We start from the raw sequence: 26,831 nt of genomic DNA on the forward strand, positions 1-26,831 counted from the left end.
TGGCTTTTCGTCCGCTGCGCGGACCACGCCTCACCCCCGTGAACGGGGAGAAGGAAAGGCGCGCCTTACGCGAACGCCCCGTGGCAGTGCTTGTACTTCTTGCCCGAGCCGCAGGGGCAGGCTTCGTTGCGGCCGACCTTGCCCCAGGTCGCAGGGTTGTTGGGGTCGCGGTTTTCGGGGGCTACGACGGCGCTGGTTTCCTGGCGCACCAGAAGTGCCGTCTCGCCGCCGTCGAAATCGTCTTCGCCGGTGGAGCCGTCGATGTGGCTGCCGAACATTTCGGGCGTCTCGGGCGGCGGGGCTTCGGCGGCCTGGCGGACCAGTTCGACCCGCATCAGTTGCGCGGTGACGGCCTGGCGCAGATTGCCCAGCATCGCCTGGAACAGTTCGAACGCCTCGCCCTTGTACTCCTGCAGCGGGTCGCGCTGGGCGTAGCCGCGGAAGCCGACGACCGAGCGCAGATGGTCGAGGTTGACGATGTGCTCGCGCCACAGATGGTCGAGCGTCTGCAGCACCACCGAGCGCTCGACATAGGTCATCACGTCGGGGCCGAAACGCTCGGCGCGCTCCCTGGCGGCGGTATCGGCGGCCTGGGCGATGCGCTCGCGGATGTCGTCCTCGGCAATGCCCTCTTCCTTGACCCATTCCTCGATCGGCAGGTCGAGGTTGAGGAATTCGGCGACCTCGGCCTTGAGGCCGTCGACGTTCCATTGCTCGGCATAGGCGTTTTCGGGAATGGCCTTGGCGACGATCTCGTCGATGACGCCCTCGCGCATCTCGGCGATGGTTTCGCTGAGGCCTTCGCCGTCCATCAATTCGATGCGCTGCTCGAACACCACCTTGCGCTGGTCGTTGGAGACGTCGTCATATTTCAGCAGGTTCTTGCGGATGTCGAAGTTGCGCGCCTCGACCTTCTTCTGCGCCTTTTCCAGCGCCTTGTTGATCCAGGGATGGATGATCGCCTCGTCTTCCTTGAGGCCGAGCTTCTGCAGCATGCCGTCCATGCGCTCGGAGCCGAAGATACGCATCAGGTCGTCCTGCAGCGACAGGAAGAATTTCGAACGGCCCGGATCGCCCTGGCGACCGGAGCGGCCGCGCAACTGGTTGTCGATGCGGCGCGATTCATGGCGTTCGGTGGCGAGCACATAGAGGCCGCCGGCGGCGAGCGCCTTTTCCTTCAGGCGGGCGATGTCGTCGCGGATGGCTTTTTCCTTCGCTTCGCGCTCGGGGCCTTCCGGCATGTCGCCAAGCTCGTCGGCAATGCGCATCTCGGCATTGCCGCCGAGCTGGATGTCGGTGCCGCGGCCGGCCATGTTGGTGGCGATGGTGATGACGCCGGGCTTGCCGGCCTGGGCGACGATGGCGGCCTCGCGCTCGTGGTGGCGGGCGTTCAGCACTTCGAAGTCCTTGAAACCTTCCTTGCGCAGGCGTTCGGCGAGCTGCTCGGATTTTTCGATGGACGTCGTGCCGACCAGCGTCGGCTGGCCCCTGGCGCTGGCTTCCCGGATCTCCTTGACGATCGCCTTGTATTTCTCCTCGACCGTCCGGTAGACCTCGTCGTCCTCGTCAATGCGGATGACCGGCAGGTTGGTCGGGATCTCGGTGACTTCGAGGCCGTAGATGTTGCCGAACTCCTCGGCCTCGGTCAGCGCGGTACCGGTCATGCCGGAAAGCTTCTTGTAGAGGCGGAAATAGTTCTGGAAGGTGACGGAGGCGAGCGTCTGGTTCTCCGGCTGGATCGCCACATGCTCCTTGGCCTCGAGCGCCTGGTGCAGGCCCTCGGAATAGCGGCGGCCCGGCATCATGCGGCCGGTGAATTCGTCGATGATGACGATCTCGCCATTGCGCACGATGTAGTCCTTGTCGCGCTGGAACAGCCGGTGCGCCTTCAAGGCATTGTTGACATGGTGGACGATGGCGACGTTCTCGACGTCGTAGAGCGACTCGCCCTTGAGCAGGCCGGCGTCGCGCAAAAGGTTCTCCAGCTTCTCGGTGCCGTCCTCGGTGAAGATCGAGGTCTTCTGCTTCTCGTCGATCTCGTAGTCTTCCGGGCCGAGCTTCAGCATGAAGGCATCGATGGTGTTGTACATGTCCGAGCGGTCCTCGAGCGGACCGGAAATGATCAGCGGCGTGCGCGCCTCGTCGACCAGGATGGAATCGACCTCGTCGACGATGGCGTAGCTGTGGCCGCGCTGCACCATCTGGTCGCGCTCATACTTCATGTTGTCGCGCAGATAGTCGAAGCCGAGCTCGTTGTTGGTGGCGTAGGTGACGTCGGCGGCGTAGGCGGCCTTGCGCTCCTCGTCGGACAGGCCGTGGACGATGACGCCGACGCTCAGGCCGAGGAATTTATAGACGCGGCCCATCCATTCGGAGTCGCGCGTGGCGAGGTAGTCGTTGACGGTGACGACATGGACGCCCTTGCCGGCAAGTGCGTTGAGATAGACCGGCAGCGTGGCGACCAGGGTCTTGCCCTCGCCGGTGCGCATCTCGGCGATGCCGCCATTGTGCAGCACCATGCCGCCGATCAGCTGCACGTCGAACGGGCGCATGCCGAGCACGCGGCGCGCCGCCTCGCGCACGGTGGCGAAGGCGGGGATCAGCAGATCGTCGAGGGAGGCGCCGTTGGCGATGTCCTGGCGGAATTTTTCGGTGCGGGCCGCCAGGTCGGCATCGGAGAGCGCCCGCATCTCGTTTTCCATGGCGTTGATCGCCTCGACGCGTGGCCGCGTCGACTTGACCCGACGATCGTTGGAGGAGCCGAAAACCTTACGGGCGAGACCGCCGAGACTGACCATCCAATGGCCCTTTCGATAGCATTCCTAGTCGTTGCGACGGGCGCCGGACGGCCCCATCAATTCCGCGTGAAACGCGGACAAACGCAAAAAGCGCCCGGAAAACGGTTCTGGACGCAAAGTCGTTGGACAGATAAGAGGGGGCTCAATCGATGTCAACGCCGCGCTCGCCCTGTCGACCGCGCCAAATTCCGCCACAATCCGGCTGATCTGAACAGCCGCCAATCCCCATCGGAGTTATCTTATGTCCTTATTGTTCCGCCGTGCGTCGTTCGCCAGCCTTGGTCTGGCCGTCGGGTTGTCGGCTCTGTCGCTGTCGCCGCTGATGGCGCAGGACACCGCTCCCGCCCAGCCGGCGGCGCCCGCCCAACCGGCCCCCGCGCCGGCGGCGCCGGTCGATCCGAACGCCGTGGTCGCGACCGTCAACGGCCAGAAGCTGACCGAGGCGGACCTTGGGCTTGCCGAAGGCGAGCTGTCGCAGCAATTCGCGCAGCTGCCGCCCGAACAGCGCCGCGCGGCGGCACTTTCGGCGGCAATCGAAATCAGGATCATGGCCGCCCAGGCGGTCGCCACCGGGCTTGACAAGGATCCCGATTTCGAGCGCCGCATGGCGTTCCTGCAGCAGCGCGCCCTGCATGGCGAAATGGTTGAAAAGGGCGTCGTCGACAAGGTCACGGATGCCGAGGTTCGCGCCCGCTACGACCAGGAAATCGCCAACACCCCGCCGACCAACGAGGTGCATGCCCGTCACATCCTCGTGAAGACGAAGGAAGAGGCCGACGCGATCATCAAGCAGCTCGACGGCGGCGCCGACTTCCAGAAGCTCGCCAACGAGCACACCAGCGATCCCTCGGGCAAGACCAGCGGCGGCGATCTCGGCTGGTTCGGGCCGGGCCAGATGGTGCCGGAATTCGACAAGGCGGCGTTCGCGCTGGCGGTCGGCAAATACACCGAGCAGCCGGTGCAGTCGCAGTTCGGCTGGCACGTCATCAAGCTCGAGGACAAGCGCACCAAGCAGCCGCCGGCTTTCGAAGAGGTCAAGGACCAGGCCAAGCAGGCGGTCATCCGCGACAAATATTTCGCCCTGGTCAAGCAGCTGCGTGCCGCCGCCAAGGTCGAAATCCCCGACGCCAATCTGAAGAAGACGGTCGACACGCTGGAAAGCGCGAAGTAGGCGCGAGGCGATTAACAGGGGCGACGTCAGCGCCGCCCGTCATCTGCCTGCCGGCATCTTCTCCCCGTATAGTGACGGGGAGAAGGGGCTGGCCACAACCTCGGCACTATTTCCGCGACGTTGTTGATTGGCGAAATCGTCGGTGAAGGCGTCCTTCTCCCCGTTACTATACGGGGAGAAGTGCCCGGTAGGGCGATGAGGGGCAGCGCTGAACTCCGACAATTATCGGCTAATCGTCCGACAGAGCGTGGGTTTCGCCGCGCCCCGCCACCCCTACCGATAATGCGTCGACGCCTTGAATGCCGCCGGGTCATCGGCGGCGAGCGCGCCGGTGAATTCGGGGACCCGCACCAGAAGCATCATCGCCCAGAACAGCGGCCAGTCCGTCCAGCGGCAGAACTGACTGCCCACGGCCTGCGCGGTCTGGCGGTTTTCCTTGAACGAGGTCGCCACGGCGCGACAGGCGAGGCCGAGCTTCGAGCGATGCGGCTTCCGGCGCTGCTCCATCCGCGCGAACTGGTAGCCCTTGTTGCGCCTGACGTCCCAGATGAAACCCAATCCCTCGTAGGCGTGGATCGAGACGGCCCTGGGCGCCACCTCCATGGCGACGCCGTCCTTCAGCATGGCGTGCTGGCGCAGATGCGAGCTGACGAAGGGGCCGTGATAGGCCTCGAAGCGATAGCGTTCGAGCACCTGGCGCCGGTAGAGCGCGCCATTGTTGCTGGCATGAATGACCTGGCCATGGCGGTTGCGGCGCTCGATGAAGCCGCGGTCGAGCAGCGACATCACCCTTTTCATCATGCTGTCTTCGCCGTAGCTGGTCCGTCCGGAAACGGCGCCGAGCCGCGGATCCGTCTCGACGGTTTCGTAGAGGGCCGCCAGCCAGCCCGGCCGCGGCAGGCAGTCTGCCTCGACCACCGCAACCAGGTCATGACGGCAATATGCGAGTGCGGCGTCCTTCAGTTGCGAGGATTCGTCGCTGTCATGCGTCGCCACGATCACCGACGGGCAGAGCCAGGCAGGTTTGCCGGCGAATTCGGCTTCGATTTTCGAATGATGGCTGCCTGAAGTCCGGTCACCTGGCAGCATGATGACGATTTCGCCGGGAATGCCCTGGTGGTCCTGCGCATAGGCCTGCAGCGAGCGACGCAGTTCCGCGTCGCCATCCGCCGTCAGATAGTCGGAAACGATGATCAGGCTGACCGGCAGCACCGGAGATATTCTGTCGAGCAAGCCGCCGATCCCCCTAACGACTTCGTGAGAGTATGCCTTGTACCACATAGCGGACCGCGCTGCGTAGTGTCGCTTCGTCCTCGTCGAGACGATTGGTGAGAAGATGCTTCCAGGCGAAGGAGCCGATCAGGTCGGCGACGAGGGCGGCATCGACATCGACTGCCACCTCGCCGCGCGCCTTGGCGCGTTCGATCATCTGGCCGGTATGGGAGTGGCGTCCTTTCGAATATTCGGCAAGAGCCGCTGCCGCTGCCGGGTCCGACTGCGCCTCGGCGATCAGCGATCTGAACACGCTGCCCGACGAGGTCTCGCGCCAGTGCGAGAACAGGCTTTTGAGGAAGCCGACGAGATCGTCCTCGATATTGCCGGTGTCGGGACTGTCGACACGTTTGCCGCGCTGATAGATTTCGAGCAGCAGGGCCGCCTTGCTCGGCCACCAGCGATAGATCGTTGGCTTGCCGGCGCGCGCCCGCCTGGCCACGGCTTCGATCGAAAAGCCGGCATAGCCCGCCTCGACCAGCACCGCTTCGGCCGCTTCGAGAATGGCCTCGGCGCTATCGGGATTGCGTCGCGCACCGATCGACTTGCGCGCGGGGTCAGCGTCTTCGGCCATTCCAGTCATCCTCGCCAACAATTTTGCCGGCGATCATATGCGAGCCGGCGATGAAACGAAACGGGCCGTTCTGCACAGCCAATGCCGGCAAATCGCCCGATGCGGGATTGGCGGAAACCGGAAGCCCCGCGCCCCGGCCGGCCGTGAAAACGCCCTTGCACCGACGCTTCGTATCGGGCAAACCGGCCTTCCCCCCGCGTTTTCCCGCCCGAGGCCCCCATGTCCACGACGATTTCGCCGCTCGCGCCGAAGAAATATCCCAAAATGCCCGCTATCGAGGGCGTGCGCATCGCGACCGCCGAGGCCGGGATAAAATACAAGAACCGCACCGACCTCTTGGCCATGGTCTTCGACGCCGGGACCACCGTTGCCGGCGTGTTCACCAAGTCGAAATGCCCGTCGGCGCCGGTCGATTTCTGCCGGCAGAATCTGGGGCAGGGCAAGGCGCGCGTGCTCGTCGTCAATTCCGGCAATGCCAATGCCTTCACCGGCAAGAAGGGCCGGACCTCCACGGCCATGACCGGCGAGGCGGCGGCCAAGGCGGCGGGCTGCACGCCAGGCGAGGTGTTCCTGGCCTCCACCGGCGTCATCGGCGAGCCGCTCGACACGGGCAAGTTCAGCCATCTGCTCGCCGGGCTGGTCAAGGACGGCAAGCCGGAGCTGTGGACGGAAGCCGCCAAGGCGATCATGACCACCGATACCTATGCCAAGGTGGCGACCGCGACCATCAAGCTCGGCGATGCCGACGTCACCATCAACGGCATCGCCAAGGGCGCCGGCATGATCGCGCCCGACATGGCGACCATGCTCTCCTTCATCGCCACCGACGCGCCGATCGCAGCACCCGTGCTGCAGGATCTGTTGTCGCGCGGCACGGCCAAGACCTTCAACGCGGTCACCGTCGACAGCGACACCTCGACCAGCGACACGCTGCTGATCTTCGCCACGGGTGCCGCCGCCAGGCGCGGTGCGCCCGTGATCAGCGATCCAAAGGACGCGCGCCTCGCTGCGTTCCGCCGCGCGCTCGGCAAGGTGCTGAAATCGCTGGCGTTGCAAGTGGTGCGCGACGGCGAGGGCGCGCGCAAGCAGGTCGAAGTCACCGTCACCGGGGCGAAATCGGCGCGCTCGGCCAAGCGCATCGCGCTGTCCATCGCCAATTCGCCGCTGGTCAAGACGGCGGTCGCCGGCGAGGACGCCAATTGGGGCCGCGTCGTCATGGCCGTCGGCAAGGCGGGCGAGCCGGCCGACCGCGACCTTCTGTCGATCTGGTTCGGCGACAACCGGCTGGCGCATGAGGGCGAGCGCGACCCTGGCTATTCGGAAGAGGCGACATCTGCCTATATGAAGCGCGACGAAATTCGCATCCGCGCCGATATCGGCATCGGCCGCGGCAAGGCAACGGTGTGGACCTGCGACCTCACCAAGGAATATGTCGCCATCAATGGCGACTATCGTAGCTGAGGAATTTGGCGCAGCTGAGGAATTTGGCGGAGCTGATGACATTGGTTTCCAGACATCCGGCAAGCATGCTCGCCATCGTCCGCCGCTACGAGGCGGCCGGCTTTCGTGCCTGGCCGGCGGCGGCCGTCCATTATGACGGCACCTGGGTGGTGCGGCTGACAGCCGGCCATCCGGCCAAGCGGCTGAATTCGGTCAACCCCCTCGATCCGGGCGACATCCAGCACATTGCCGAGCGCATCGGCCGCGCCAGCCGGCGTTTCGACGCCTATGGCAGGCCGCTGACCTTCCGCATCTCGCCACTGTCGGGGCCTGACCTGTCCAGTCACCTCGACAAGGAAGGCTGGAGCATATTCGACGAATCGCTGGTGATGCGCCTGCCGTTGGCGGATGCGCAACTCGACCCGGCCATGGACCAGATCCCGCTGAAGGACATCAGCCGCTTCATCGGCGCGTCGCTCAAGGTCAGCGGCTCCGACGTGGCGCTGCGCCCTGGCCTGTCCGAGATCATCGGCGCGATCCAGCCCGAGGCCGGGCTATTCGCGCTCGAAGAGGGCAGCGAGCCGCTGGCGACGCTGATCTGTGTCCATGATGGCGATCTTGCCGGATTGTTCGAGGTCGCCACCGACAAATCGGTGCGCAACCAGGGCCATGGCCGCAATCTTATCCTGTCGGCGCTGAAATGGGCGCGGCTGCGCGGCGCCCGCGAAGCCTGGCTGCAGGTCGAGGCCAGCAATGCGCCGGCGCTGGCGCTCTACCGTTCGCTGGGCTTCGAGGAAGTCTATCGCTATCACTATCGCCGGCCGCCCGGCGCATGACCGGCGCGAGCCCCGCCGGCAAGCGCCTGCTCCTGGTCGCGGCCTGCGCGCTGGTCGACGCCGACGGCCGCGTGCTGCTGGCGCAGCGGCCGCAAGGCAAGCAACTCGCCGGCCTGTGGGAATTTCCCGGCGGCAAGGTCGAGCCCGGCGAGACGCCGGAACAATGCCTCATCCGCGAGCTCTACGAGGAAATCGGCATCGAGACCGAAATCCCGTGTCTGGCGCCACTGACCTTCGCCAGCCATTCCTACGATGATTTTCACTTGCTGATGCCGCTGTTCGTCTGCCGCCGCTTCCGTGGCATCGCCCAGCCGAAGGAGGGCCAGGGGCTGAAATGGGTGCGGCCGCGCCAGATGCGCGACTTTCCGATGCCGCCGGCCGACGCGCCGCTGATCCAGTTCCTCATCGACCTGCTGTAAGCCGGACTGTTGCCGGCCCCTGCTTCTTCACCCAGCGTTAATGAAAGATTTATCTTGCCGTGAAAAGTTGAGGCAAAGCGCTGACTTCACCGGGGGAGCGACTGCATGAGCCTCGACAGGGACTGGGACTCGATCCGGCCCGACCGTTTGCGTGGCGCCAGCCAAGCGGGCATGGGCCTGTTGCGCCTCACGTTGCTGTTCGGTTCGGCCGCGGTGGCCCTGGCCTTGTTCGCGACGCCTTACCTCGATAGCCGGATGCGATTGCAAGCCACCGGCGACGATCTTGCCGGCGTCGACAGGATGAGCACGGCTTCGATCGGTCATCGCGACACCTACACGCTGCGCAGGAGCGTGCTGCAGCCGTTGCCCAGTTCAGTCTGCGTCATCAGCAATGGCAGGCACAGCGGCGACTGCTGATCGAAAAGCGCGTCATGCATCCGGTGCTCCTTATGCGATGCGCATAGGACGCTGCCGTTTCATCGCCTGTTAAGCCTGTACCGTTAACCTTTCTTAACAGGTCGGCGCTAGGGTCGTGGCAAGCGGGATCGACAGTCATGAAAACAGTGCTGCAACGGTTTTTGGAAGACGAGACAGGCGCGACAGCCATCGAATATGGGCTGATCGCGGCCGTGTTGTCGCTTGCCATCGTTGGCGGCGTCGGCCAGGCCGCCAACGCGATCTCCTGGTTGTTCAGCGACAACAACAGCAGGCTGGCCAATGCTTTCGCCAAGTAACCGCAGCCGGGTTATCGGTTGTCGGAACCCGGTCGGCGCCCTTCGGGATTTTCCAATATCGTCTTAAGCGAGACCTTGGCCGAGCCCGGCTTCAGCGGTTTTTGCTGCGAGGCGTCGGGCGCCCAGCCTGACATCCAGACGATCGGGAAACTCGCCCTGATACGACCATCGGGATCAGCAAACCGCTCGGCGTAGATTTCGGCTGCCCGGGCAAACAGCCTTCGCGTCCCCGGTCGCCTGCTACGGTCGATGAGCGCGCTGGTCTCGCCCATGGCCCGCAGGTCCGCCATCACGCCGAACAGGGAATCGTAGCGCACCGTCACCGTCTCGACATCGGCGACCGGCAAGGCGAAGCCGGCACGCTGCAAGAGCGCGCCGGCGTCGCGCACATCGGTGAACGGAATGACGCGGGGGCTGGCGCCGCCATAAAGCTCGGTTTCGGCGGCCAGCAGGCTTTCGCGCAGCTCGGAAAGCGAGCCGGCGCCGGCAAAGGCGCCGAGGAAAAGGCCGTCCGGCTTCAGCGCGCGGCGGGTCTGCACCAGCATGCCGGGAATGTCGTTCATCGCCTGCAGCGACAGAAGCGACACAACGAGGTCGAGGCTTTCCGGCTCGAACGGCACGGTTTCCAACGATGAGACCAGTCCCGCCTCGCCCTTGAGGAAAGTCGCGTCCGCCTCGACGCGCACGATGTCCGCCACCTTGCCGCTTGCCGCGAGCACGCCGGTGGCGGCCGGTGTCTGGCAAAACAGGACGGCCGCCCTGTTAAACTCGCGCTCGACGGCGCCCAGCCGGTCGGCAAGGTCCTCGGCTGCCCGGCGCATCAGGAAATCCGCTCCGCTGACGGGGTGGGCCAATGCCCGGCGCTTGTGCGCCAGCCACAGCGGGATGTCGATTATAGGTTGCAACGGGCAGGTTCCTGTTTTCCCGCGCTTGGATATAGTGGCGCGCAGGACCAACCACGTGGCCGATCCTATGCCAGAGATCAAGCATATTGCGATCAAGGGTATCGCTCGAAAGGCTTTGGGCTGGCCGGCGCGCATGCTGTTTCCGCCGGTCTGCGCCGGCTGCCGCCGCCATGTCTCGCAACCCGGCGTGCTGTGCGGCGCCTGCTGGCCGAAACTCAGGCTTCTGGAGCGGCCCTGGTGCCCGGTGATGGGTACGCCCTTCACCCATCACATGGGCGATGGGTTCTTGTCCGCCGAAGCAATCGCCGACCCGCCGCCGTTCGAGCGGGCGCGGGCGGCAGTGGCCTATTCGGGTGTCGCCCGCCAGATGGTGCAAGGGTTGAAATACCAGGATCGCACCGATCTGGCGCCATGGATGGCGCGCTGGATGCTGCGCGCCGGCGCCGAATTGATCGCGGAGGCCGATGTGGTCGTACCGGTGCCGCTGCACTGGCGGCGGTTTTTCAGGCGCCAGTTCAACCAGTCGGCGGAGCTCGCAAGGGCGGTGTCGCAGCTTGGCGGCCTGCCTTTCGCGCCCTCGGCGATCCGCCGTGTCAAGCTCACCCGCCAGCAGGTCGGGCTGGAGCGGCACGAGCGCGAAGAGAATGTGCGTGCCGCGTTCAGAGTGCCCGGCGAGGCCGAGATCGAGATCGCCGGCCGCCGGGTGCTTTTGATCGACGACGTCTATACCACCGGCGCCACCGTGCGCGCGGTCGCCAAGGCGTTGAAGAAGAGTGGGGCCGGGGCGGTCGACGTGCTGACCTTCGCGCGCGTGCTGCCAGGGGACTTTCGGGCGGACGAGTCCGTGACTATATAGGTTTGAGGGAAAGGCAGGATTGCTGACAGATGGTCGATGTGACGATCTACACTCGGATGATGTGCGGCTATTGCACCGCGGCCAAGCGGCTGCTCGAGCACAAGGGCGTTGCCTATACCGAACATGACGCATCCTTCTCGCCGGAGCTGCGCCAGGAAATGATTTCGCGCGCGCGCGGCCGCTCGACCTTTCCGCAGATTTTCATCGGCGACACGCATGTCGGCGGCTGTGACGACCTTCACGAGCTGGAGGCGCAGGGCCGGCTGGACAAACTTCTCGCCAACGGTTCGGCGAATTTGAGGACATGACCATGGGTGCTTTCAAGGCCGCGGCGATCCAGATGCGTTCGGGAACCAGTCCCGAGCGCAATGCGGTCGATCTGGAGCGGCTGGTGCGCGAGGCGGCAAGCCAGGGTGCGGCCTATGTCCAGACCCCGGAAATGACCGGTGCGCTTGTCCGCGACAAAGAGGCAAGAGCCACCTCCTTCACCTCCGAGGACAAGGACATCATCGTCGCGACCGCACGAAAGCTGGCGAAGGAACTCGGCATTTTCCTGCATATCGGCTCGACCGCCATCCTGCGCGCCGACGGCAAGCTCGCCAACCGCGCGCTTTTGTTCGCTCCCGATGGCGCCACGCTTGCCACCTATGACAAGATTCACATGTTCGACGTCGATCTCGATAATGGCGAGAGCTGGCGCGAATCCGCCGCCTATGAGCCTGGCACTGAGGCCGTCGTCACCGGGATCAGCGGCGCTGGGATCGACGGTGCGAGGCTGGGCTTCGCCGTCTGCTACGATTTGCGCTTTCCGCAACTTTTCCGCGCCGAGGCGCTGGCCGGCGCAGATATGCTTTCCGTACCCGCTGCCTTTACCCGGCAAACCGGCGAGGCGCACTGGCACGTGTTGCTCAGGGCACGCGCCATCGAAAACGGCGCCTATGTCGTGGCCGCCGCGCAGGGCGGACTGCACGAGGACGGCCGCGAGACCTATGGCCACTCGCTGATCGTCGATCCCTGGGGCCGCATCGTCGCTGAAGCCGCGCATGACGAGCCGGCGGTGATCGTCGCCGAGATCGATCCGGCGCAGTCGCTTGCGGCGCGCAAGAAGATACCGAACCTCAGGAATGCGCGCGATTTTGCCGTGAACGGCGGATCGGCCGAGGCCGTGCCTCTCAGGGGTGCGGCGTCTTGATCCGCTTTTCCCTGATCTGCGAGCACGAGCATGAATTCGAGGGCTGGTTTCGCAGCAACGACGATTTCGACACCCAGAAGAAGCGGGGCTTCGTCGATTGCCCCACCTGCGGCTCGCATAAGATTGAAAAGGCGTTGATGGCGCCGGCCGTCTCCACCGGGCGCAAACAGGAAAAGATCGCGCTTGCCATGGGCGAGGCGCAGAAGCAGGCGCTGGCGCAGTTGAAGGCGATGGCCGAGAAAGTGCGCGAGAATGCCGACTATGTCGGCGACAAGTTCGCCGAGGAAGCGCGCAAGATCCATTTCGGCGAGAGCGACCCGCGCGGCATCTATGGCGAGGCGACGCTCGAGGAGGCCAAGAGCCTGGCCGAGGACGGCGTGGAGTTCATGCCGATCCCAAGCTTCCCAGACGACCGCAACTGAGTCAGCCAATTTTCCCGAACTGGTTCATTCGCCCGGCTGCTTTTGCTGGTCACCTCGCCGCGATCGAGGAAACATAATGAAATTTCTCTGGGATTCAGCGCTCGGCCTTCTGGTCGTCACCGGCGGGCTGCTCGGCCTGACGCTGCCGTTCGGCAAGCTGGCGACGGCGGCGGGCGTTCCGGCGGTGGTCTGGGCCTTCGTCATCTCGTTCGGCGCCGGCGGCGTGCTGCTAGGCGCCTTGCTGTTGAACGGAGAGCGCATCCGGCTCAGCCCGCACAGGCTGCGCTATTTCTTCGTCACCGCGGCGGTGTCCTACGCTATCCCCAATCTCCTGATGTTTTCCGCCATTCCGCACCTTGGCGCCGGCTACACCGGCATCATGTTCACGCTGTCGCCTGTCATCACGCTGGTGTTCTCGATCCTGCTCGGCGTCAGGCGCCCCAATCTGCTTGGTGTGACCGGCATCGCCGTCGGCTTCGTCGGCGCGGTGATGGTGGCGACGACGCGTGGCGAGGCTGGCCGTCCGGCCGAGTTCTTCTGGGTGGCGGTGGGACTGCTCATTCCGGTCAGCCTGGCCGTCGGCAACATCTACCGCACGGTCGACTGGCCCGAAGGCACCGGCCCGATCGCACTCGCCGCCGGCAGCCATCTGGCGTCGGCGGTGATGTTGCTTGCCGGCATCCTGGCCTCGCTGGGCGCCGGTGCATTCGGCTCGCTCGGCGGGGTGCCGCTGGCGACCGTCGCGCAGATGGCTTCGGCGGCGACGATGTTCGCGGTGTTCTTTCGGCTGCAGGCAGTCGGAGGCCCGGTCTATCTCAGCCAGATCGGTTATGTCGCGGCGGCGGTCGGTTTGCTTGCCGGCACGATCTTTTTCGGCGAGCACTACCAATTGCTGACCTGGGTGGGCGCGGCCATCATCGTTGCCGGCGTGTTCATCACCACGAAAGCACAAAGCCAGATCACCACGAAGGCGCAAAGCCAGGCGGCGTGAGAAGGTTCAGACCGGTGCCTTCTCCGCCAGCACCATGTAGTTGACGTCCATGTCCTTCGACCGCTGCCAGCGGTCGGCGAGCGGATGGTAGACGACGCCGGTGCGGTCGATGATGGCAAGCCCGGCGCCGGCGAGCGCCTTTTCGAGCTCTTCGGGACGCACCAGCTTGCCGAACTGGTGCGTGCCGCGCGGCAGCCAGCGCAGCACATATTCGGCGCCGATGATGGCCAGGCCCAGGGCCTTCAGCGTGCGGTTGATGGTGGCGACGAACATGATGCCGCCCGGCTTGACCATCTCGCCGCATTTGGCCACGAACAGGTCGATGTCGGCGACATGCTCGACGACTTCCATGTTGAGGATGACGTCGAATTTCTCGCCGGAATCGGCCAGGTCCTCCGCCGTCGTGGCGCGATAATCCACCGTCACGCCGACCTCCGCCGCATGCAGCCTGGCCACTTCGATGTTGGTGGCGGATGCGTCGGCGCCGACCACTTCGGCGCCAAGCCGCGCCATCGGCTCGCACAAAAGCCCGCCGCCGCAGCCGATGTCGAGGAAGCGCAGGCCTTCGAACGGCCTCGCCGCGCGCGGGTCGCGGCCGAAGCGCGCCGCCACCTGGTCGCGGATATAGGCAAGCCGGATCGGATTGAACTTGTGCAGCGGGCGGAACTTGCCGTTCGGGTTCCACCATTCGGCGGCAAGAGCGGAAAAGCGTTCCACTTCTCCGGCATCGATCGTCGATCGTCGCGGCTCTGGCATGGCTTCGTCTCCCGCAGACTCAAAAGTTCAGAGCGCGATCGGACGCAAAACCACTTTTGCTGATCGCGCTCTGGTGCGCTAGGAAGTCGGGTGTGGGGGCGGGAAAGTCAAGGCAGCAATTTTCGCCGGCCGGCCCCTGCTGACCAAAGGTGCCACTGTCCCGGCGCATCAAAATGCTGTTATCCACAAGCCGAGCCAAGCGGCGAGATTTCCGGCGCTTGCCCACGGTCCTTGCGGATAGTCCCTGTTTTGGCTAAGGAGGCCGCGCATTCAACGGCCGGCCTCAACCGGGCACATTCTTTCCGCTTTCGGCCTTCGGTCCGGCATCCAGTCAAAGGCATTTCGCTTCCATGGCGCGCATCGTGATGAAATTCGGCGGAACCTCCGTCGCCGACATCGCCCGCATCCGCAATGTAGCGCGCCATGTAAAACGCGAGGTCGATGCCGGCCATGAGGTCGCGGTGGTCGTCTCGGCAATGGCCGGCAAGACCAACGAGCTCGTGCAATGGACGCGCGAGGCGTCGCCCATGCACGATGCTCGTGAATATGATGCCGTCGTCGCCTCCGGCGAGCAGGTCACGGCCGGTCTTTTGGCGATCGCGCTGCAGAATATGGGGGTGCATGCGCGGTCTTGGCAGGGCTGGCAGATCCCGATCAAGACCGACAACGCGCATGGCGCGGCGCGCATCCTCGACATCGACGGCGCATTTTTGATCAAGCGCTTCGGCGAGGGCCAGGTGGCGGTGGTCGCAGGATTCCAGGGCATCGGGCCGGACAATCGCATCGCCACGCTCGGCCGCGGCGGTTCCGACACCAGTGCCGTCGCCATCGCCGCGGCGGTCAAGGCCGACCGCTGCGACATCTACACCGACGTCGACGGGGTCTACACCACCGATCCGCGCATCGAGCCGAAGGCGCGGCGGCTGGCCAAGATTTCCTTCGAGGAAATGCTTGAAATGGCGTCGCTCGGCGCCAAGGTCCTGCAGGTCCGCTCGGTCGAGCTTGCCATGGTGCACAGGGTGCGTACTTTCGTGCGGTCGTCCTTCGACGATCCCGACGCACCCGGAATGGGGGATTTGCTCAATCCGCCCGGAACGCTCATTTGCGACGAGGAAGAAATCGTGGAACAGCAGGTCGTCACCGGAATCGCCTACGCCAAGGACGAAGCGCAGATTTCGTTGCGCCGTGTCGGAGACCGGCCCGGCGTCGCCGCCGGCATCTTCGGGCCGCTGGCCGAGGCCAACATCAATGTCGACATGATCGTCCAGAATATCTCCGAGGACGGCAAGTTCACCGACATGACCTTCACCGTGCCGTCCGGCGACGTCGACAAGGCGCTGGCCGTGCTCGAGCGCCTGAAGGCCACGATCGGCTATGACGTCGTGCAATCGGAAGCCGGCATGTCAAAGGTCTCGGTCATCGGCATCGGCATGAGGAGCCATGCCGGCGTCGCCGCCACAGCCTTCAAGGCGCTGGCCGATCGTGCCATCAATATCCGCGCCATCACCACTTCCGAGATCAAGATTTCGATATTGATCGACGGTCCCTATACGGAACTTGCGGTTCGCACTTTGCATTCCGTCTACGGTCTGGATAAGCAGTAGCAAGACTTTGAGTCAGTTGTTGCGTGAGCGCCGGCCGCAGGGGAAACTGCGCCGGCTGACATGCCATTGGAGAAGAAGCCGCGATGCGTGATACGGCCAGTGGCCCGCGCGTTTTGCTGAAACGGCTCCGCGAGCTCATGCAAGAGCCGCTGGAGCCACAGGAGCGGCTCGACCGCATCGTGCGCGACATCGCCTCCAACATGGTCGCCGAAGTGTGCTCGCTCTATGTGCTGCGCGCCGATTCGGTGCTCGAACTCTATGCCACCGAGGGTCTGAACCCCAACGCCGTCCACCTGGCTCAGCTGAAACTCGGCCAAGGCCTGGTCGGCACCATCGCGGCCTCGGCGCGGCCGCTCAACCTGTCCAACGCGCAGGAGCATCCGGCCTTCGCCTATCTGCCGGAGACGGGGGAAGAGATCTACAATTCCTTCCTCGGCGTGCCGGTGCTGAGGGCAGGGCGCACACTCGGCGTGCTGGTGGTCCAGAACAAGACCATGCGCCACTACCGCGACGACGAGGTCGAAGCGCTGGAAACCACGGCGATGGTGATCGCCGAGATGATCGCCACCGGCGATCTGGCGCGGTTGACCCGGCCCGGGCTCGAACTCGACCTGCGCCGCCCGGTGAGCTTCAACGGCCTGTCCTTCAACGAGGGCGTCGGGCTTGGCCATGTCGTGCTGCACGAGCCGCGCATCGTCGTCACCAATCTGTTCAACGAGGACAGCGAGGAAGAGGTCAGGCGGCTCGACGCATCGCTTGGTTCGCTCAGGCTCTCCATCGACGACATGCTGGAACGCCGCGATGTCGCCTTCGAGGGCGAGCATCGCCAGGTGCTCGAAGCCTATCGCATGTTCGCCAACGACAGCGGCTGGGTGCGGCGGCTCGAAGAGGCGATCCGCAACGGCCTGACCGCGGAAGCGGCGGTCGAAAAGGTGCAGAGCGACATGCGCGCCCGCATGATGCACATGACCGATCCGTATCTGCGCGAGCGGATGAGCGATTTCGACGATCTCGCCAACCGGCTGCTGCGCCAGCTGATGGGGCGCGGACCGGAGGATGTCGCGGCCTCGCTGCCGAAGGACGCCATCATCGTTGCCCGTTCGATGGGGGCCGCCGAACTGCTCGACTACCCCAGGGACAAGCTGCGCGGCGTGGTGCTGGAGGATGGGGCCGCAACCAGCCACGTCGTCATCGTGGCGCGCGCCATGGGCATACCGGTCGCCGGCCAGATGAAGGGCGCCGTTTCCATGGCGGAAAACGGCGACGCCATCATCGTCGACGGCGAGGAGGGCATCATCCATCTGCGCCCGCAGCCCGATCTCGAAGCCGCCTATGCCGAAAAGGTCCGCTTCAGGGCGCGGCGGCAGGAGGTTTACCGCGAGCTGCGCAAGAAGCCGTCGGTGACCAGGGATGGTGTCCAGGTCGATCTCCTGATGAATGCGGGCCTTGCCGTCGACCTGCCGCAGCTCGCCGAGGCGGGCGCGGCCGGGATCGGCCTGTTCCGCACCGAGCTGCAATTCATGGTTGCCTCGACCTTTCCCCGCGCCGAGGCGCAGGAAAAGCTCTATCGCGACGTGCTCGATGCGGCGCGCGGCAAGCCGGTCACCTTCCGCACCATCGATATTGGCGGCGACAAGGTGCTGCCCTACTTCAAGGGCGCGATCCAGGAAGAGAACCCGGCGCTCGGCTGGCGCGCCATCCGGCTGACGCTCGACCGGCCGGGCCTGCTCAGGACGCAGATCCGTGCGCTTCTGAAGGCCAGCGGCGGGCGTGAACTGAAGCTGATGCTGCCGATGGTGACCGAGCTTGGCGAGATCGCACAGGCGCGTGAGATCATCGATCGCGAGGTGCGGCATCTGTCGCGTTTTGCCCATCATCTGCCGACCAGCCTGAAGCTCGGGGCCATGCTCGAAGTACCGTCGCTGCTGTTCCAGCTCGACGAGCTGATGAAGGCGGTCGATTTCGTCTCGGTCGGCTCGAACGATTTGTTCCAGTTCGTGATGGCGGTCGATCGCGGCAACACGCAGCTCTCCGATCGCTTCGATACGCTGTCGACGCCGTTCCTGCGCGTCTTGAAGACGATCGCCGATGCCGGGCTACGCAATCACACTCCGGTGACGCTGTGCGGCGAACTCGCCGGAAAACCCATATCCGCGATGGCGCTGATCGGCCTGGGCTACCGCTCGATCTCCATGTCGCCGGCCTCGATCGGTCCGGTCAAGGCGATGCTGACGGAGCTGCCGCTGGACGAGTTGCAGGCATTCTTCGACGACAATCTGATGGCGCCGGCTCAAGGGCTGCCGATGCGGGCATTGCTGCAAGCCTTTGCCGACGACCGTTCGATCCCGCTATAGACCTTTGTCATGATCAACCTGCCCCGCGACCGTATGGATCAAGTCGTCAAGCGTTTCGACATGCTCGAAGCGCAGATGTCGGCCGGGCCGGCGGCGGACGCCTATGTCCGGATGGCCTCGGAATATGCCGACATCCAGGAGATGGTGGCCAAGATCAGGGCGCTGCGCGCCGCCGAGCAGGAGCAGGCCGACCTGGAGGCAATGCTTGCCGACAAGGGTACCGATGCCGAGATGCGGGCCTTGGCGGAGGCCGACCTGCCGGGGGTCGAGGAACGCATCGAGGCGCTGCAGAAGGATATCCAGATCCTGCTTCTGCCCAAGGATGCCGCCGACGACAAGAACGCCATCCTCGAAATCCGCGCCGGCACCGGCGGCGACGAGGCGGCGCTGTTCGCCGGCGACCTGTTTCGCATGTATGAGCGCTACGCAGCGTCCCGCGGCTGGCGTTTCGAGACGGCTTCGGCCAGCGAGGGCGAGGTTGGCGGCTACAAGGAAATCATCGCCACCGTGTCGGGCAAGGGGGTCTTTGCCCATCTGAAGTTCGAATCCGGCGTGCATCGCGTGCAGCGCGTGCCGGAGACCGAGGCCGGCGGACGCATCCATACCTCGGCGGCGACGGTCGCGGTGCTGCCGGAGGCGGAAGAGGTCGACATCGAGATCCGGGCGGAAGACATCCGCATCGATACGATGCGTGCGTCGGGCTCCGGCGGCCAGCACGTCAACACCACCGATTCGGCGGTCCGCATTACCCATCTGCCGACCGGCATCATGGTGGTGCAGGCGGAGAAGTCGCAGCATCAGAACCGGGCGAAGGCGATGCAAATCCTGCGGGCCAGGCTCTACGACCTGGAGCGCGGCAAGGCGGACGAGGAGCGCTCGGAATCGCGCAAGTCGCAGGTCGGGTCGGGCGACCGCTCGGAGCGCATCCGCACTTACAATTTCCCGCAAGGCCGGGTCACCGACCATCGCATCAACCTGACGCTCTACAAGCTCGACCGGGTGATGATGGGCGAACTCGACGAGATCGTCGACGCGCTGATCGCCGATCACCAGTCGAAACTGCTCGCCGACATGGGCGTCGATGGCTGACACTTTACCCGGCACGCTCGGGCCACTGCTGCGGGCGGCGCGGCAACGCCTGACAGAAGCCGGCGTGAGCGATCCAGCGCTGGACGCCAGGCTGATCGTCGAACATTTTTCCGCCACGACCCGCACGCAGGCCATCGCCGATCCCGAGCGCAAGGTCGGCCCCGACGCGGTCGCCGCCATCGATGCGGCCTTGGGGCGGCGCATCTCCGGCGAGCCGGTGCATCGCATCCTTGGTTATCGCGAATTCCACGGCTTGCGCCTGTCGCTGTCGCCGGAAACGCTGGAGCCGCGGCCCGACACCGAAACGCTGGTCGAAGCGGTACTGCCCTTCGTGAAAGCGACAGCGGAGCGGCAAGGCGAATGCCGCATCCTCGATCTTGGAACCGGCACCGGCGCCATCGCTCTGGCGCTGCTCGATGCCGTACCTGGCGCGGTTGCCACCGGCGTCGATATTTCCCAGGACGCGTTGACGACCGCCGTGCGCAATGCCAGGGAACTGGGGCTGGCCGGCAGGTTCAAATCGCTTCAGTCCGACTGGTTCGAAAAAGTTTCGGGCCGGTACCATGTAATTACCGCAAACCCTCCCTATATACCGACTCAAGACATTGAAAATCTGCAGGACGAAGTCCGCGATTTCGATCCGCGCCAAGCCTTGGATGGCGGCGCTGACGGTCTGAGCCCCTACAGGATCATCGCCGCCGAGGCGGCAGGTTTTTTGGACCTCAAGGGCATAATAGCGGTCGAGATCGGCCATACGCAGCGCGACGAGGTCACGGACATTTTTTCTGCAGCCGGCTATGGGCGGGCTGGGGTGTTTTGCGATCTGGGCGGAAATAACAGGGTTTTGGTCTTTGAACGCAGGTTCTGATCGAGTAACAGACAAAGCCGTGATGCAGTGCGAAAAAACCGCTTGGCAATGCCGGGGAATGCGGCTAGGGTCGCCTTAACCGGATGAGACGAAGCAGGCAGTGCTCTTAGCGATTCGGTTTTCCTTGGAAATAGCTGCCTTCTTGCGCAAACGACGCCCAAGCTTCGTGCGGGAATCGTCCGGCAAGTGATGTAACCGGAACAGGATGACACGTGGCGCCAACGCAATCGATGCGGGCGAACGCCGGTGAAGAAACGAAACGGCTGGCTGCATGAGCGCCTCCGTTCGTGAAGAGTTATTCAAAAATTTCAAAATGAAGAGAGTCGGATGAGGCCACAACAGCAGAACAGGCGCATGCGCGGTCGCAACAACAGCGGCGGCGGCGGCAACAACAATAACAACAACCGCAAGGGCCCAAATCCCCTGACGCGCAACTACGAGAGCAACGGCCCGGACGTGAAGATCCGCGGATCGGCTCAGCAGATCGCCGAAAAATACGCAACCCTTGCCCGTGATGCGCAAAGCTCCGGCGACCGGGTGATGGCGGAAAACTATCTCCAGCACGCCGAGCACTACAATCGCATCATTGCAGCCGCGCAGGCGCAGATGCCGATCCAGAACGCGCAGCAGAACCGCGACGATTTCGACGAAGACGGCGATGAAGACCGCGACGAGTTCGACAATGCCGGCAACAATGCCGGCGAGGCTTCGGCTCCAGCGGCCAGCCATGGCGCCGGCCCGCAGCCGGTCATCGAGGGCATGCCGGCCGAGTTGGCGTTCAACCAGGAAAACGGCCGCGACAATCGTGACAACGGCCGCGACAACGGGGGCCGCGACAACGGGGGCCGCGATAACGGGCGCGACAACAATGGCGGTCGCCATCGCGACCGTCGCCCCAATGGCGGTTACGGCCAGAACGGCCAGCGCGGCGAGTATGGTTCGCGCGGCGAGCAGGGCGGCCAGCGCGGCGATCAGAACCGGCGCAACGAGGCGCCGGTGCAGGCGGAAGCCGTTTCCCAGGCTGAAACCGCGCCCCAGGCCGAAACTGGTTTTGTGCCCCAGGCCGAGCCCGTTGTTGCCGCCGAACCCGCGCCGCAGTTTAGCAATTTTTCGCCGGCCGCTCTCGCCGCACAGGCCGAGATGAACGAGGCAGCGAGCGGAAATGGTGCTGCGCGCCGTCCCAGGCGCCCGCGGCGTCCGCGTGCCGATGCTGCCCAGGGGGTAGATCAGGAAAATGCAAACCAGACAGATAGCGTTAGCGACAATGCCGGTCCCGGCGAAGTGGCAGCGCCGGTTGAAGGTGGTGGCGAAGCTGTCGTTGCCGAAGTCGACAACCGATAGACAGACTTTCCAACCGGGCTTTCAAGCCGGGTTGGAGCCGAGCCAAGTTAGAGCATCCCTTACCCCAGACGGCGGAGAGCAATCTCCGCCGTTTTCGTTTTGCGCCTCCCGTGGAATATAATGCATTGACCGATATCAAGGCGTCTTGAGAGACCACGGCCTATGCACCATATCTCGCGTGAACAGGATCCGGCTCGAATGGGCGGGTCCGTCACCGCAATCTGATCCGGTGCCGCAAAGCGGGCCGGTGACGGAAGGAGACAGATATGAACCTTGAGAAATATTCCGAGCGCGTGCGCGGCTTTATCCAGTCCGCGCAGACCATGGCGCTCTCGCGCAGCCACCAGCAATTTACCCCCGAACATATCCTGAAAGTGCTCGTCGACGACGAGGAGGGCTTGGCCGCCTCGCTGATCGAGCGTGCCGGCGGCAGCGTTCGCGACGTCAAGCTCGGTGTCGAATCCGCCCTCGAAGCGATGCCCAAGGTGGAAGGTGGCAATGGCCAGCTTTATCTGGCGCAGCCGCTGGCCAAGGTGTTTTCGACGGCCGAGGAACTGGCCAAGAAGGCCGGCGACAGCTTCGTCACGGTCGAGCGGCTGCTGACGGCGCTGGCGGTCGAGAAATCCGCCAAGACCGCCGACATCTTGGCCAAGGCCGGGGTGACCGCGCAGGCGCTGAACCAGGTGATCAACGATGTCCGCAAGGGCCGCACCGCCGATTCGGCGAGCGCCGAACAGGGTTATGACGCGCTGAAGAAATACGCGCGCGACCTGACCGCGGATGCCCGGGCCGGCAAGCTCGATCCGGTCATCGGCCGCGACGATGAGATCCGCCGTACCATCCAGGTGCTGTCGCGCCGGACCAAGAACAATCCCGTGCTGATCGGTGAACCCGGCGTCGGCAAGACGGCGATCGCCGAAGGGCTGGCGCTGCGCATCGTCAATGGCGACGTGCCGGAATCGCTGAAGGACAAGCAGTTGATGGCGCTCGACATGGGCGCGCTGATTGCCGGCGCCAAATATCGCGGCGAGTTCGAGGAGCGGCTGAAGGCGGTGCTTTCGGAGGTTACCGGTGCCGCTGGCGGCATCATCCTGTTCATCGACGAGATGCACACGCTGGTCGGCGCCGGCAAGGCCGATGGCGCGATGGATGCCTCGAACCTGTTGAAGCCGGCACTGGCGCGCGGCGAGTTGCACTGCGTCGGCGCGACCACGCTCGACGAATACAGAAAGCATGTCGAGAAGGATCCGGCGCTGGCCCGCCGCTTCCAGCCGGTCTTCGTCGACGAGCCGACGGTGGAGGACACCGTCTCGATCCTGCGCGGCCTGAAGGAGAAATACGAGCAGCACCATAAGGTGCGCATCTCGGATTCGGCCTTGGTCGCCGCGGCGACGCTGTCCAACCGCTATATCGCCGACCGGTTCCTGCCGGACAAGGCGATCGACCTCGTCGACGAGGCCGCGTCGCGGCTCCGGATGCAGGTCGATTCGAAGCCGGAGGCACTGGACGAGATCGATCGCCGCATCATGCAGCTCAAGATCGAGCGCGAGGCGCTGAAGGTCGAGAAAGACGAGGCGTCGAAGGACCGGCTTGCCCGCCTCGAGAAGGAACTCTCCAATCTGGAAGAAGAGTCGACCGAGATCACCTCGAAGTGGCAGGCGGAGAAGCAGAAGCTCGGGCTTGCCGCCGACCTCAAGAAGCAACTCGACGAGGCGCGCAACGAGCTTGCCATTGCCCAGCGCAAGGGTGAATTCCAGCGCGCCGGCGAGCTCGCCTATGGCACGATCCCGGAACTGGAAAAGAAGCTGAAGGAAGCCGAAGCCCAGGACGGCAAGGTCGGCATGGTCGAGGAGGTGGTCACGCCCGACCATGTCGCCCATATCGTGTCGCGCTGGACCGGCATTCCGGTCGACAAGATGCTGCAAGGCGAGCGCGACAAGCTGTTGCGCATGGAAGACGAGGTCGGCAAGCGCGTCGTCGGCCAGGGCGAGGCGGTGCAGGCGGTGTCGAAAGCCGTCCGCCGCGCCCGTGCCGGCCTGCAGGATCCGAACCGGCCGATCGGCTCGTTCATGTTCCTCGGCCCGACCGGCGTCGGCAAGACCGAACTGACCAAGGCGCTGGCCAGCTTCCTGTTCGACGACGAAAGCGCGATGGTGCGCATCGACATGTCGGAGTTCATGGAGAAGCACTCGGTCGCCCGCCTGATCGGCGCGCCTCCCGGCTATGTCGGCTATGAGGAAGGCGGCGCGCTGACCGAAGCGGTGCGGCGCCGGCCCTATCAGGTCGTGCTGTTCGACGAGATCGAGAAGGCGCATCCGGACGTGTTCAACGTGCTGCTGCAGGTGCTCGACGACGGCCGCCTGACCGACGGGCAGGGCCGCACGGTCGACTTCCGCAACACGCTGATCATCATGACGTCGAATCTCGGCGCCGAATATTTGGTCAATCTCGGCGAGGACCAGGACGTCGATCAGGTGCGCGACGAGGTGATGAGCGTGGTGCGGGCATCGTTCCGGCCTGAATTCCTCAACCGCGTCGACGAGGTGATCCTGTTCCACCGGCTGCGCCGGCAGGATATGGGCCGCATCGTCGAGATCCAGCTCAAGCGGCTGGAAAGCCTGCTCGTCGACCGCAAGATCGCGCTGTCGCTGGATCAGGAGGCGATCGACTGGCTGGCGGCCAAGGGCTACGACCCGGCCTATGGCGCGCGGCCGCTGAAGCGGGTGATGCAGAAGGAACTGCAGGATCCGCTGGCGGAGAAGATCCTGCTCGGCGAGATCCTCGACGGCTCGACCGTCAAGGTCACAGCCGGTTCCGACCGGCTGAACTTCCGCTCGAAGCCGGCGGTCGTGGCGACCGAGGCGGCGCCCTTGTTTTATGCAAGTCGTTGTCGCAAAACCGCTGCGTCCCCCCGGTTCAAGCCCGAGGGCATGCTTTTGCGCGATATGTATTTGAAGGGCGCGGATGACGCTGGACGACTACAACGGCTTTTGCGCATCGCTGCCTGCGACGACCCATGTCGTCCAGTGGGGCGGCGCCCATGTCTGGAAGGTCGGCGCCAAGGTGTTTGCCATCGCCGGCTGGGGTGAGGGCAAGCAGCCCTTCGTCACCTTCAAATGCTCCGACATCGCCTATGACATACTGAAGGAACAGCCTGGCCTCAGGCCCGCGCCCTATCTTGCGTCGCGCGGCATGAAATGGATCCAGCGCCAGACGGGCGAGAGCATGGATGACGACGCGCTGAAGGACTATTTGCGCGAAAGCCACCGCCTGGTCGTGCTGAAATTGACGAAGCAGGCGCGCCGGGAATTGGGGCTCGCTGGAAGCTGACGCATGTTGCTCCAGCCTGCCAGAAATCCGCCATCTTCATGCCCGGTTCATGTTGGATCCTTATCGTGGCGACTGATTTGCTGGCGAAGGGGTTCGCCTGCCGCGTCGGCCCGAAATCGAATTCGATTTTCGGAAAGCACGATGCGGAGATCTGAAGCGTCAGAGCGTCCGTTGCGCGTCCGAAAAAACGCGCGGCGCTCTAAAAAGGCAATGCAAGGCGGCGGCATTTGGGACCGGAGAGTTTGACAATCATGTTTCGCGGGATATTCACCCTTTCGGCGCTTGCCATCGGGCTGCTGGTGTCGAATGCGATGGGCTCGCCAATGGCGGATACCGCGCCGCGACCTGTTCGCGCGAGCGATTCCGGCGGCATTCTTGTGGCCCAGAACGGCAATGTCGACGTCTATTACGACGCCAGGGGAAACCGCGTCCTCGTCGATGCGGAGACCGGCAAGGTCATTGCCATCCAGCCGCCGCAGGCCAGGTATGACCGCGCCGCGCCGCGCCGCGAGCGCTGGCGCAATCTCGGGCCGGTCGAGGATGACGACTATTACCTCGACGACCCGCAGGACACGGCGCGCATCCGCCGCAGGCGGCTGGACGAGCAGGGCCGCATCATCGAGCCACCGGCCGACGGATACGATCCCTATGGCGACAGTTCGGTGGAGGCCTTTCCGGAAGCGCCGCAGGACGACGGCGGCTACGGCAACACTTACCCGGAAGCGCCGCAGCCGGCAAAGCCGCGCACCATCAAGCGCCAGCCGCTCGACGAAGCTTCGATCGAACCGGTCGAGCCGACCGCGCCGGCCGAGCAGGCGGCGTTGCCGCCGAAGACCGGTGGCAAAACGACGGTCGATCCGTCGCTCTCGCTCGGCGCACGCCAGGATATCGCCGGGCTGCAGGTGCTGCTCGACCGCGCCGGCGCTTCGCCCGGCGTCATCGACGGGCGCTTCGGCTCGAATGTCGACAAGGCGCTCGCCGCCTACAATGAGATCACTGGCGGCAATCTTCGTTCAACCGATGCGGTCGGCATCCAGGCAGCCCTTGCGCAATCGGGCGGCGATGCCTTCGCTTCCTACACGATCACACCGGAGGATGCGGCCGGCCCCTATGTCGCATCGATACCGGAGGACTACAGCCAGAAAGCGCAGCTCGACCGCATGGGCTATACCTCCGTCACCGAGGCGATCGCCGAGCGGTTTCACATGGACGAGAACTATCTGAAAGCGCTCAATCCGGACGCCAATTTCAACCGGCCCGGCACGATCATCAAGGTCGCGAATTTCGGCAAGCTGGTGACAAAGCCGGTGGCGCGCATCATCGCCGACAAGGGCAAGAAAGAGGTCTTCGCCTATGACGCGTCTGGCAAGCTGGTAGCTGCCTATCCGGCCACCATCGGTTCGTCGGACACGCCGTCGCCCTCCGGCACGCATGCGGTGTCGCGTGTCGCGCTCGATCCCAACTACACCTACAATCCCAACATCAATTTCAAGCAGGGCGAAAACGACAAGGTGCTGACCATTCCGCCGGGGCCGAACGGACCGGTCGGCTCGGTCTGGATCGCGCTGGACAAGCCGACCTACGGCATCCACGGCACGCCCGATCCGTCCAAGATCGGCAAGACCGAAAGCCATGGCTGCGTGCGGCTGACCAATTGGGACGCACGCGAACTGGCCAGGATCGTCTCGCCCGGCGTCACGGTCGAATTCGTCGACTAAGCGCAATCGTTGCGACCGCAGCGTGAGACCTGCCAATGTCGGTGCCGCCCCTCATTGCCCTGCCGGGCATTTCTCCCCGTAAACGGCAGGGGAATCGCATATGGCGATTTTGGGGTTGAGTTTAGACAGAGAAAGGATTCTTTGGAGAGGCAGTTGAGCGA

23 protein-coding genes and 1 pseudogene are annotated in these 26,831 nt (G+C 64.5%); 19 read left to right on the plus strand and 5 right to left on the minus strand.

What is annotated here, in order from left to right; translation table 11 throughout:
- Positions 1–65: 65 nt before the first annotated feature.
- Complete coding sequence (gene secA / locus AC0L2H_RS25485; RefSeq protein ID WP_473592698.1) at positions 66–2,798, minus strand: preprotein translocase subunit SecA; 2,733 nt, start codon at positions 2,796–2,798, stop codon at positions 66–68.
- A 241-nt stretch (positions 2,799–3,039) separates the two neighbouring features.
- Between secA and AC0L2H_RS25490 the strand changes: the two genes are divergently transcribed.
- The gene (locus AC0L2H_RS25490; RefSeq protein WP_473592696.1) at positions 3,040–3,969 is read left to right on the plus strand and encodes a peptidylprolyl isomerase; all 930 of its coding nucleotides are present in this window, start codon (positions 3,040–3,042) and stop codon (positions 3,967–3,969) included.
- A gap of 273 nt (positions 3,970–4,242) precedes the next feature.
- On the opposite strand, the gene AC0L2H_RS25495 is transcribed toward AC0L2H_RS25490, so the two are convergent.
- Both AC0L2H_RS25495 and AC0L2H_RS25500 read right to left on the minus strand, forming a co-directional pair.
- Positions 4,243–5,202 (minus strand): glycosyltransferase, encoded by a 960-nt coding sequence (locus tag AC0L2H_RS25495; protein WP_473592695.1) that lies wholly within the window; start codon positions 5,200–5,202, stop codon positions 4,243–4,245.
- A gap of 13 nt (positions 5,203–5,215) precedes the next feature.
- A complete protein-coding gene (locus AC0L2H_RS25500) occupies positions 5,216–5,815 on the minus strand; it encodes a TetR/AcrR family transcriptional regulator (RefSeq protein WP_473592694.1) in 600 nt (199 codons plus the stop codon).
- 219 nt (positions 5,816–6,034) lie between these two features.
- Between AC0L2H_RS25500 and argJ the strand changes: the two genes are divergently transcribed.
- From argJ to AC0L2H_RS25525, 5 genes are all read left to right on the plus strand, one after another.
- Complete coding sequence (gene argJ, locus AC0L2H_RS25505; RefSeq protein ID WP_473592693.1) at positions 6,035–7,276, plus strand: bifunctional glutamate N-acetyltransferase/amino-acid acetyltransferase ArgJ; 1,242 nt, start codon at positions 6,035–6,037, stop codon at positions 7,274–7,276.
- A 65-nt stretch (positions 7,277–7,341) separates the two neighbouring features.
- Complete coding sequence (locus AC0L2H_RS25510) at positions 7,342–8,091, plus strand: GNAT family N-acetyltransferase (protein WP_107651329.1); 750 nt, start codon at positions 7,342–7,344, stop codon at positions 8,089–8,091.
- Positions 8,088–8,510 carry a (deoxy)nucleoside triphosphate pyrophosphohydrolase gene (locus tag AC0L2H_RS25515; protein ID WP_473592691.1) on the plus strand — a complete coding sequence of 141 codons (423 nt, stop codon included), beginning with the start codon at positions 8,088–8,090 and terminating at the stop codon, positions 8,508–8,510. Before AC0L2H_RS25510 ends, AC0L2H_RS25515 begins: the two co-directional genes overlap by 4 nt.
- Before the next feature lie 105 nt (positions 8,511–8,615).
- The gene (locus tag AC0L2H_RS25520; protein WP_473592690.1) at positions 8,616–8,927 is read left to right on the plus strand and encodes a hypothetical protein; all 312 of its coding nucleotides are present in this window, start codon (positions 8,616–8,618) and stop codon (positions 8,925–8,927) included.
- 137 nt (positions 8,928–9,064) lie between these two features.
- Positions 9,065–9,244, plus strand: a complete 180-nt coding sequence (locus AC0L2H_RS25525) for a Flp family type IVb pilin (protein ID WP_473592689.1) — start codon at positions 9,065–9,067, stop codon at positions 9,242–9,244.
- A gap of 11 nt (positions 9,245–9,255) precedes the next feature.
- On the opposite strand, the gene AC0L2H_RS25530 is transcribed toward AC0L2H_RS25525, so the two are convergent.
- Positions 9,256–10,149, minus strand: coding sequence for a methyltransferase domain-containing protein (locus tag AC0L2H_RS25530; protein WP_473592688.1), 894 nt, complete (start codon positions 10,147–10,149; stop codon positions 9,256–9,258).
- Between the two features lie 55 nt (positions 10,150–10,204).
- On the opposite strand from AC0L2H_RS25530, the gene AC0L2H_RS25535 reads away from it, so the two are divergent.
- The 5 genes from AC0L2H_RS25535 (at position 10,205) to AC0L2H_RS25555 (ending at position 13,610) form a co-directional block, all read left to right on the plus strand.
- Positions 10,205–11,005 carry a ComF family protein gene (locus AC0L2H_RS25535; RefSeq protein ID WP_473592686.1) on the plus strand — a complete coding sequence of 267 codons (801 nt, stop codon included), beginning with the start codon at positions 10,205–10,207 and terminating at the stop codon, positions 11,003–11,005.
- 29 nt (positions 11,006–11,034) lie between these two features.
- Positions 11,035–11,313 carry a glutaredoxin 3 gene (gene grxC / locus AC0L2H_RS25540; protein WP_473592685.1) on the plus strand — a complete coding sequence of 93 codons (279 nt, stop codon included), beginning with the start codon at positions 11,035–11,037 and terminating at the stop codon, positions 11,311–11,313.
- Between the two features lie 2 nt (positions 11,314–11,315).
- Positions 11,316–12,197, plus strand: a complete 882-nt coding sequence (locus AC0L2H_RS25545) for a carbon-nitrogen hydrolase family protein (protein ID WP_473592683.1) — start codon at positions 11,316–11,318, stop codon at positions 12,195–12,197.
- Entirely contained in the window at positions 12,194–12,619 is a 426-nt protein-coding gene (locus AC0L2H_RS25550; protein WP_473592682.1) for a DUF1178 family protein, read from the plus strand. Before AC0L2H_RS25545 ends, AC0L2H_RS25550 begins: the two co-directional genes overlap by 4 nt.
- A 76-nt stretch (positions 12,620–12,695) precedes the next feature.
- On the plus strand, positions 12,696–13,610 hold the full coding sequence (locus AC0L2H_RS25555; protein ID WP_473592681.1) for a DMT family transporter: 915 nt from the start codon (positions 12,696–12,698) through the stop codon (positions 13,608–13,610).
- A gap of 6 nt (positions 13,611–13,616) precedes the next feature.
- Here AC0L2H_RS25555 and ubiG read toward each other — a convergent pair whose 3' ends face one another.
- Complete coding sequence (gene ubiG, locus AC0L2H_RS25560) at positions 13,617–14,366, minus strand: bifunctional 2-polyprenyl-6-hydroxyphenol methylase/3-demethylubiquinol 3-O-methyltransferase UbiG (RefSeq protein ID WP_473592680.1); 750 nt, start codon at positions 14,364–14,366, stop codon at positions 13,617–13,619.
- A gap of 350 nt (positions 14,367–14,716) precedes the next feature.
- Between ubiG and AC0L2H_RS25565 the strand changes: the two genes are divergently transcribed.
- The 8 genes and pseudogenes from AC0L2H_RS25565 (at position 14,717) to AC0L2H_RS25600 (ending at position 26,670) form a co-directional block, all read left to right on the plus strand.
- Positions 14,717–15,970: an aspartate kinase gene (locus AC0L2H_RS25565; RefSeq protein ID WP_473592679.1), complete on the plus strand. Its 1,254-nt coding sequence runs from the start codon at positions 14,717–14,719 to the stop codon at positions 15,968–15,970.
- Between the two features lie 83 nt (positions 15,971–16,053).
- Positions 16,054–18,324, plus strand: a complete 2,271-nt coding sequence (gene ptsP / locus AC0L2H_RS25570; protein ID WP_473592678.1) for a phosphoenolpyruvate--protein phosphotransferase — start codon at positions 16,054–16,056, stop codon at positions 18,322–18,324.
- A 9-nt stretch (positions 18,325–18,333) separates the two neighbouring features.
- Positions 18,334–19,413, plus strand: a complete 1,080-nt coding sequence (prfA, locus tag AC0L2H_RS25575; protein ID WP_473592677.1) for a peptide chain release factor 1 — start codon at positions 18,334–18,336, stop codon at positions 19,411–19,413.
- Positions 19,406–20,281, plus strand: coding sequence for a peptide chain release factor N(5)-glutamine methyltransferase (gene prmC, locus AC0L2H_RS25580; protein ID WP_473592676.1), 876 nt, complete (start codon positions 19,406–19,408; stop codon positions 20,279–20,281). Before prfA ends, prmC begins: the two co-directional genes overlap by 8 nt.
- A 354-nt stretch (positions 20,282–20,635) precedes the next feature.
- The gene (locus AC0L2H_RS25585; RefSeq protein ID WP_473592675.1) at positions 20,636–21,622 is read left to right on the plus strand and encodes a DUF4167 domain-containing protein; all 987 of its coding nucleotides are present in this window, start codon (positions 20,636–20,638) and stop codon (positions 21,620–21,622) included.
- 266 nt (positions 21,623–21,888) lie between these two features.
- Positions 21,889–24,489 (plus strand): annotated as a pseudogene (gene clpB, locus AC0L2H_RS25590) (ATP-dependent chaperone ClpB); the annotation flags it as partial.
- A gap of 97 nt (positions 24,490–24,586) precedes the next feature.
- Positions 24,587–24,952 carry an MmcQ/YjbR family DNA-binding protein gene (locus AC0L2H_RS25595; RefSeq protein ID WP_473592674.1) on the plus strand — a complete coding sequence of 122 codons (366 nt, stop codon included), beginning with the start codon at positions 24,587–24,589 and terminating at the stop codon, positions 24,950–24,952.
- 251 nt (positions 24,953–25,203) lie between these two features.
- Positions 25,204–26,670: a L,D-transpeptidase family protein gene (locus AC0L2H_RS25600; protein WP_473592673.1), complete on the plus strand. Its 1,467-nt coding sequence runs from the start codon at positions 25,204–25,206 to the stop codon at positions 26,668–26,670.
- Positions 26,671–26,831: the final 161 nt, after the last annotated feature.

Source organism: Mesorhizobium sp. WSM4871, assembly GCF_055811295.1.

Excerpts from the sequence above, each read along its gene's own strand:
- secA (WP_473592698.1), bottom strand. The coding sequence starts at position 2,798 with ATGGTCAGTCTCGGCGGTCTCGCCCGTAAGGTTTTCGGCTCCTCCAAC.
- AC0L2H_RS25490 (WP_473592696.1), top strand. The coding sequence starts at position 3,040 with ATGTCCTTATTGTTCCGCCGTGCGTCGTTCGCCAGCCTTGGTCTGGCC.
- AC0L2H_RS25500 (WP_473592694.1), bottom strand. The coding sequence starts at position 5,815 with ATGGCCGAAGACGCTGACCCCGCGCGCAAGTCGATCGGTGCGCGACGC.
- argJ (WP_473592693.1), top strand. The coding sequence starts at position 6,035 with ATGTCCACGACGATTTCGCCGCTCGCGCCGAAGAAATATCCCAAAATG.
- AC0L2H_RS25510 (WP_107651329.1), top strand. The coding sequence starts at position 7,342 with ATGCTCGCCATCGTCCGCCGCTACGAGGCGGCCGGCTTTCGTGCCTGG.
- AC0L2H_RS25515 (WP_473592691.1), top strand. The coding sequence starts at position 8,088 with ATGACCGGCGCGAGCCCCGCCGGCAAGCGCCTGCTCCTGGTCGCGGCC.
- AC0L2H_RS25520 (WP_473592690.1), top strand. The coding sequence starts at position 8,616 with ATGAGCCTCGACAGGGACTGGGACTCGATCCGGCCCGACCGTTTGCGT.
- AC0L2H_RS25525 (WP_473592689.1), top strand. The coding sequence starts at position 9,065 with ATGAAAACAGTGCTGCAACGGTTTTTGGAAGACGAGACAGGCGCGACA.
- grxC (WP_473592685.1), top strand. The coding sequence starts at position 11,035 with ATGGTCGATGTGACGATCTACACTCGGATGATGTGCGGCTATTGCACC.
- AC0L2H_RS25545 (WP_473592683.1), top strand. The coding sequence starts at position 11,316 with ATGGGTGCTTTCAAGGCCGCGGCGATCCAGATGCGTTCGGGAACCAGT.
- AC0L2H_RS25555 (WP_473592681.1), top strand. The coding sequence starts at position 12,696 with ATGAAATTTCTCTGGGATTCAGCGCTCGGCCTTCTGGTCGTCACCGGC.
- ubiG (WP_473592680.1), bottom strand. The coding sequence starts at position 14,366 with ATGCCAGAGCCGCGACGATCGACGATCGATGCCGGAGAAGTGGAACGC.
- AC0L2H_RS25565 (WP_473592679.1), top strand. The coding sequence starts at position 14,717 with ATGGCGCGCATCGTGATGAAATTCGGCGGAACCTCCGTCGCCGACATC.
- ptsP (WP_473592678.1), top strand. The coding sequence starts at position 16,054 with ATGCGTGATACGGCCAGTGGCCCGCGCGTTTTGCTGAAACGGCTCCGC.
- prfA (WP_473592677.1), top strand. The coding sequence starts at position 18,334 with ATGATCAACCTGCCCCGCGACCGTATGGATCAAGTCGTCAAGCGTTTC.
- prmC (WP_473592676.1), top strand. The coding sequence starts at position 19,406 with ATGGCTGACACTTTACCCGGCACGCTCGGGCCACTGCTGCGGGCGGCG.
- AC0L2H_RS25585 (WP_473592675.1), top strand. The coding sequence starts at position 20,636 with ATGCGCGGTCGCAACAACAGCGGCGGCGGCGGCAACAACAATAACAAC.
- AC0L2H_RS25595 (WP_473592674.1), top strand. The coding sequence starts at position 24,587 with ATGACGCTGGACGACTACAACGGCTTTTGCGCATCGCTGCCTGCGACG.
- AC0L2H_RS25600 (WP_473592673.1), top strand. The coding sequence starts at position 25,204 with ATGTTTCGCGGGATATTCACCCTTTCGGCGCTTGCCATCGGGCTGCTG.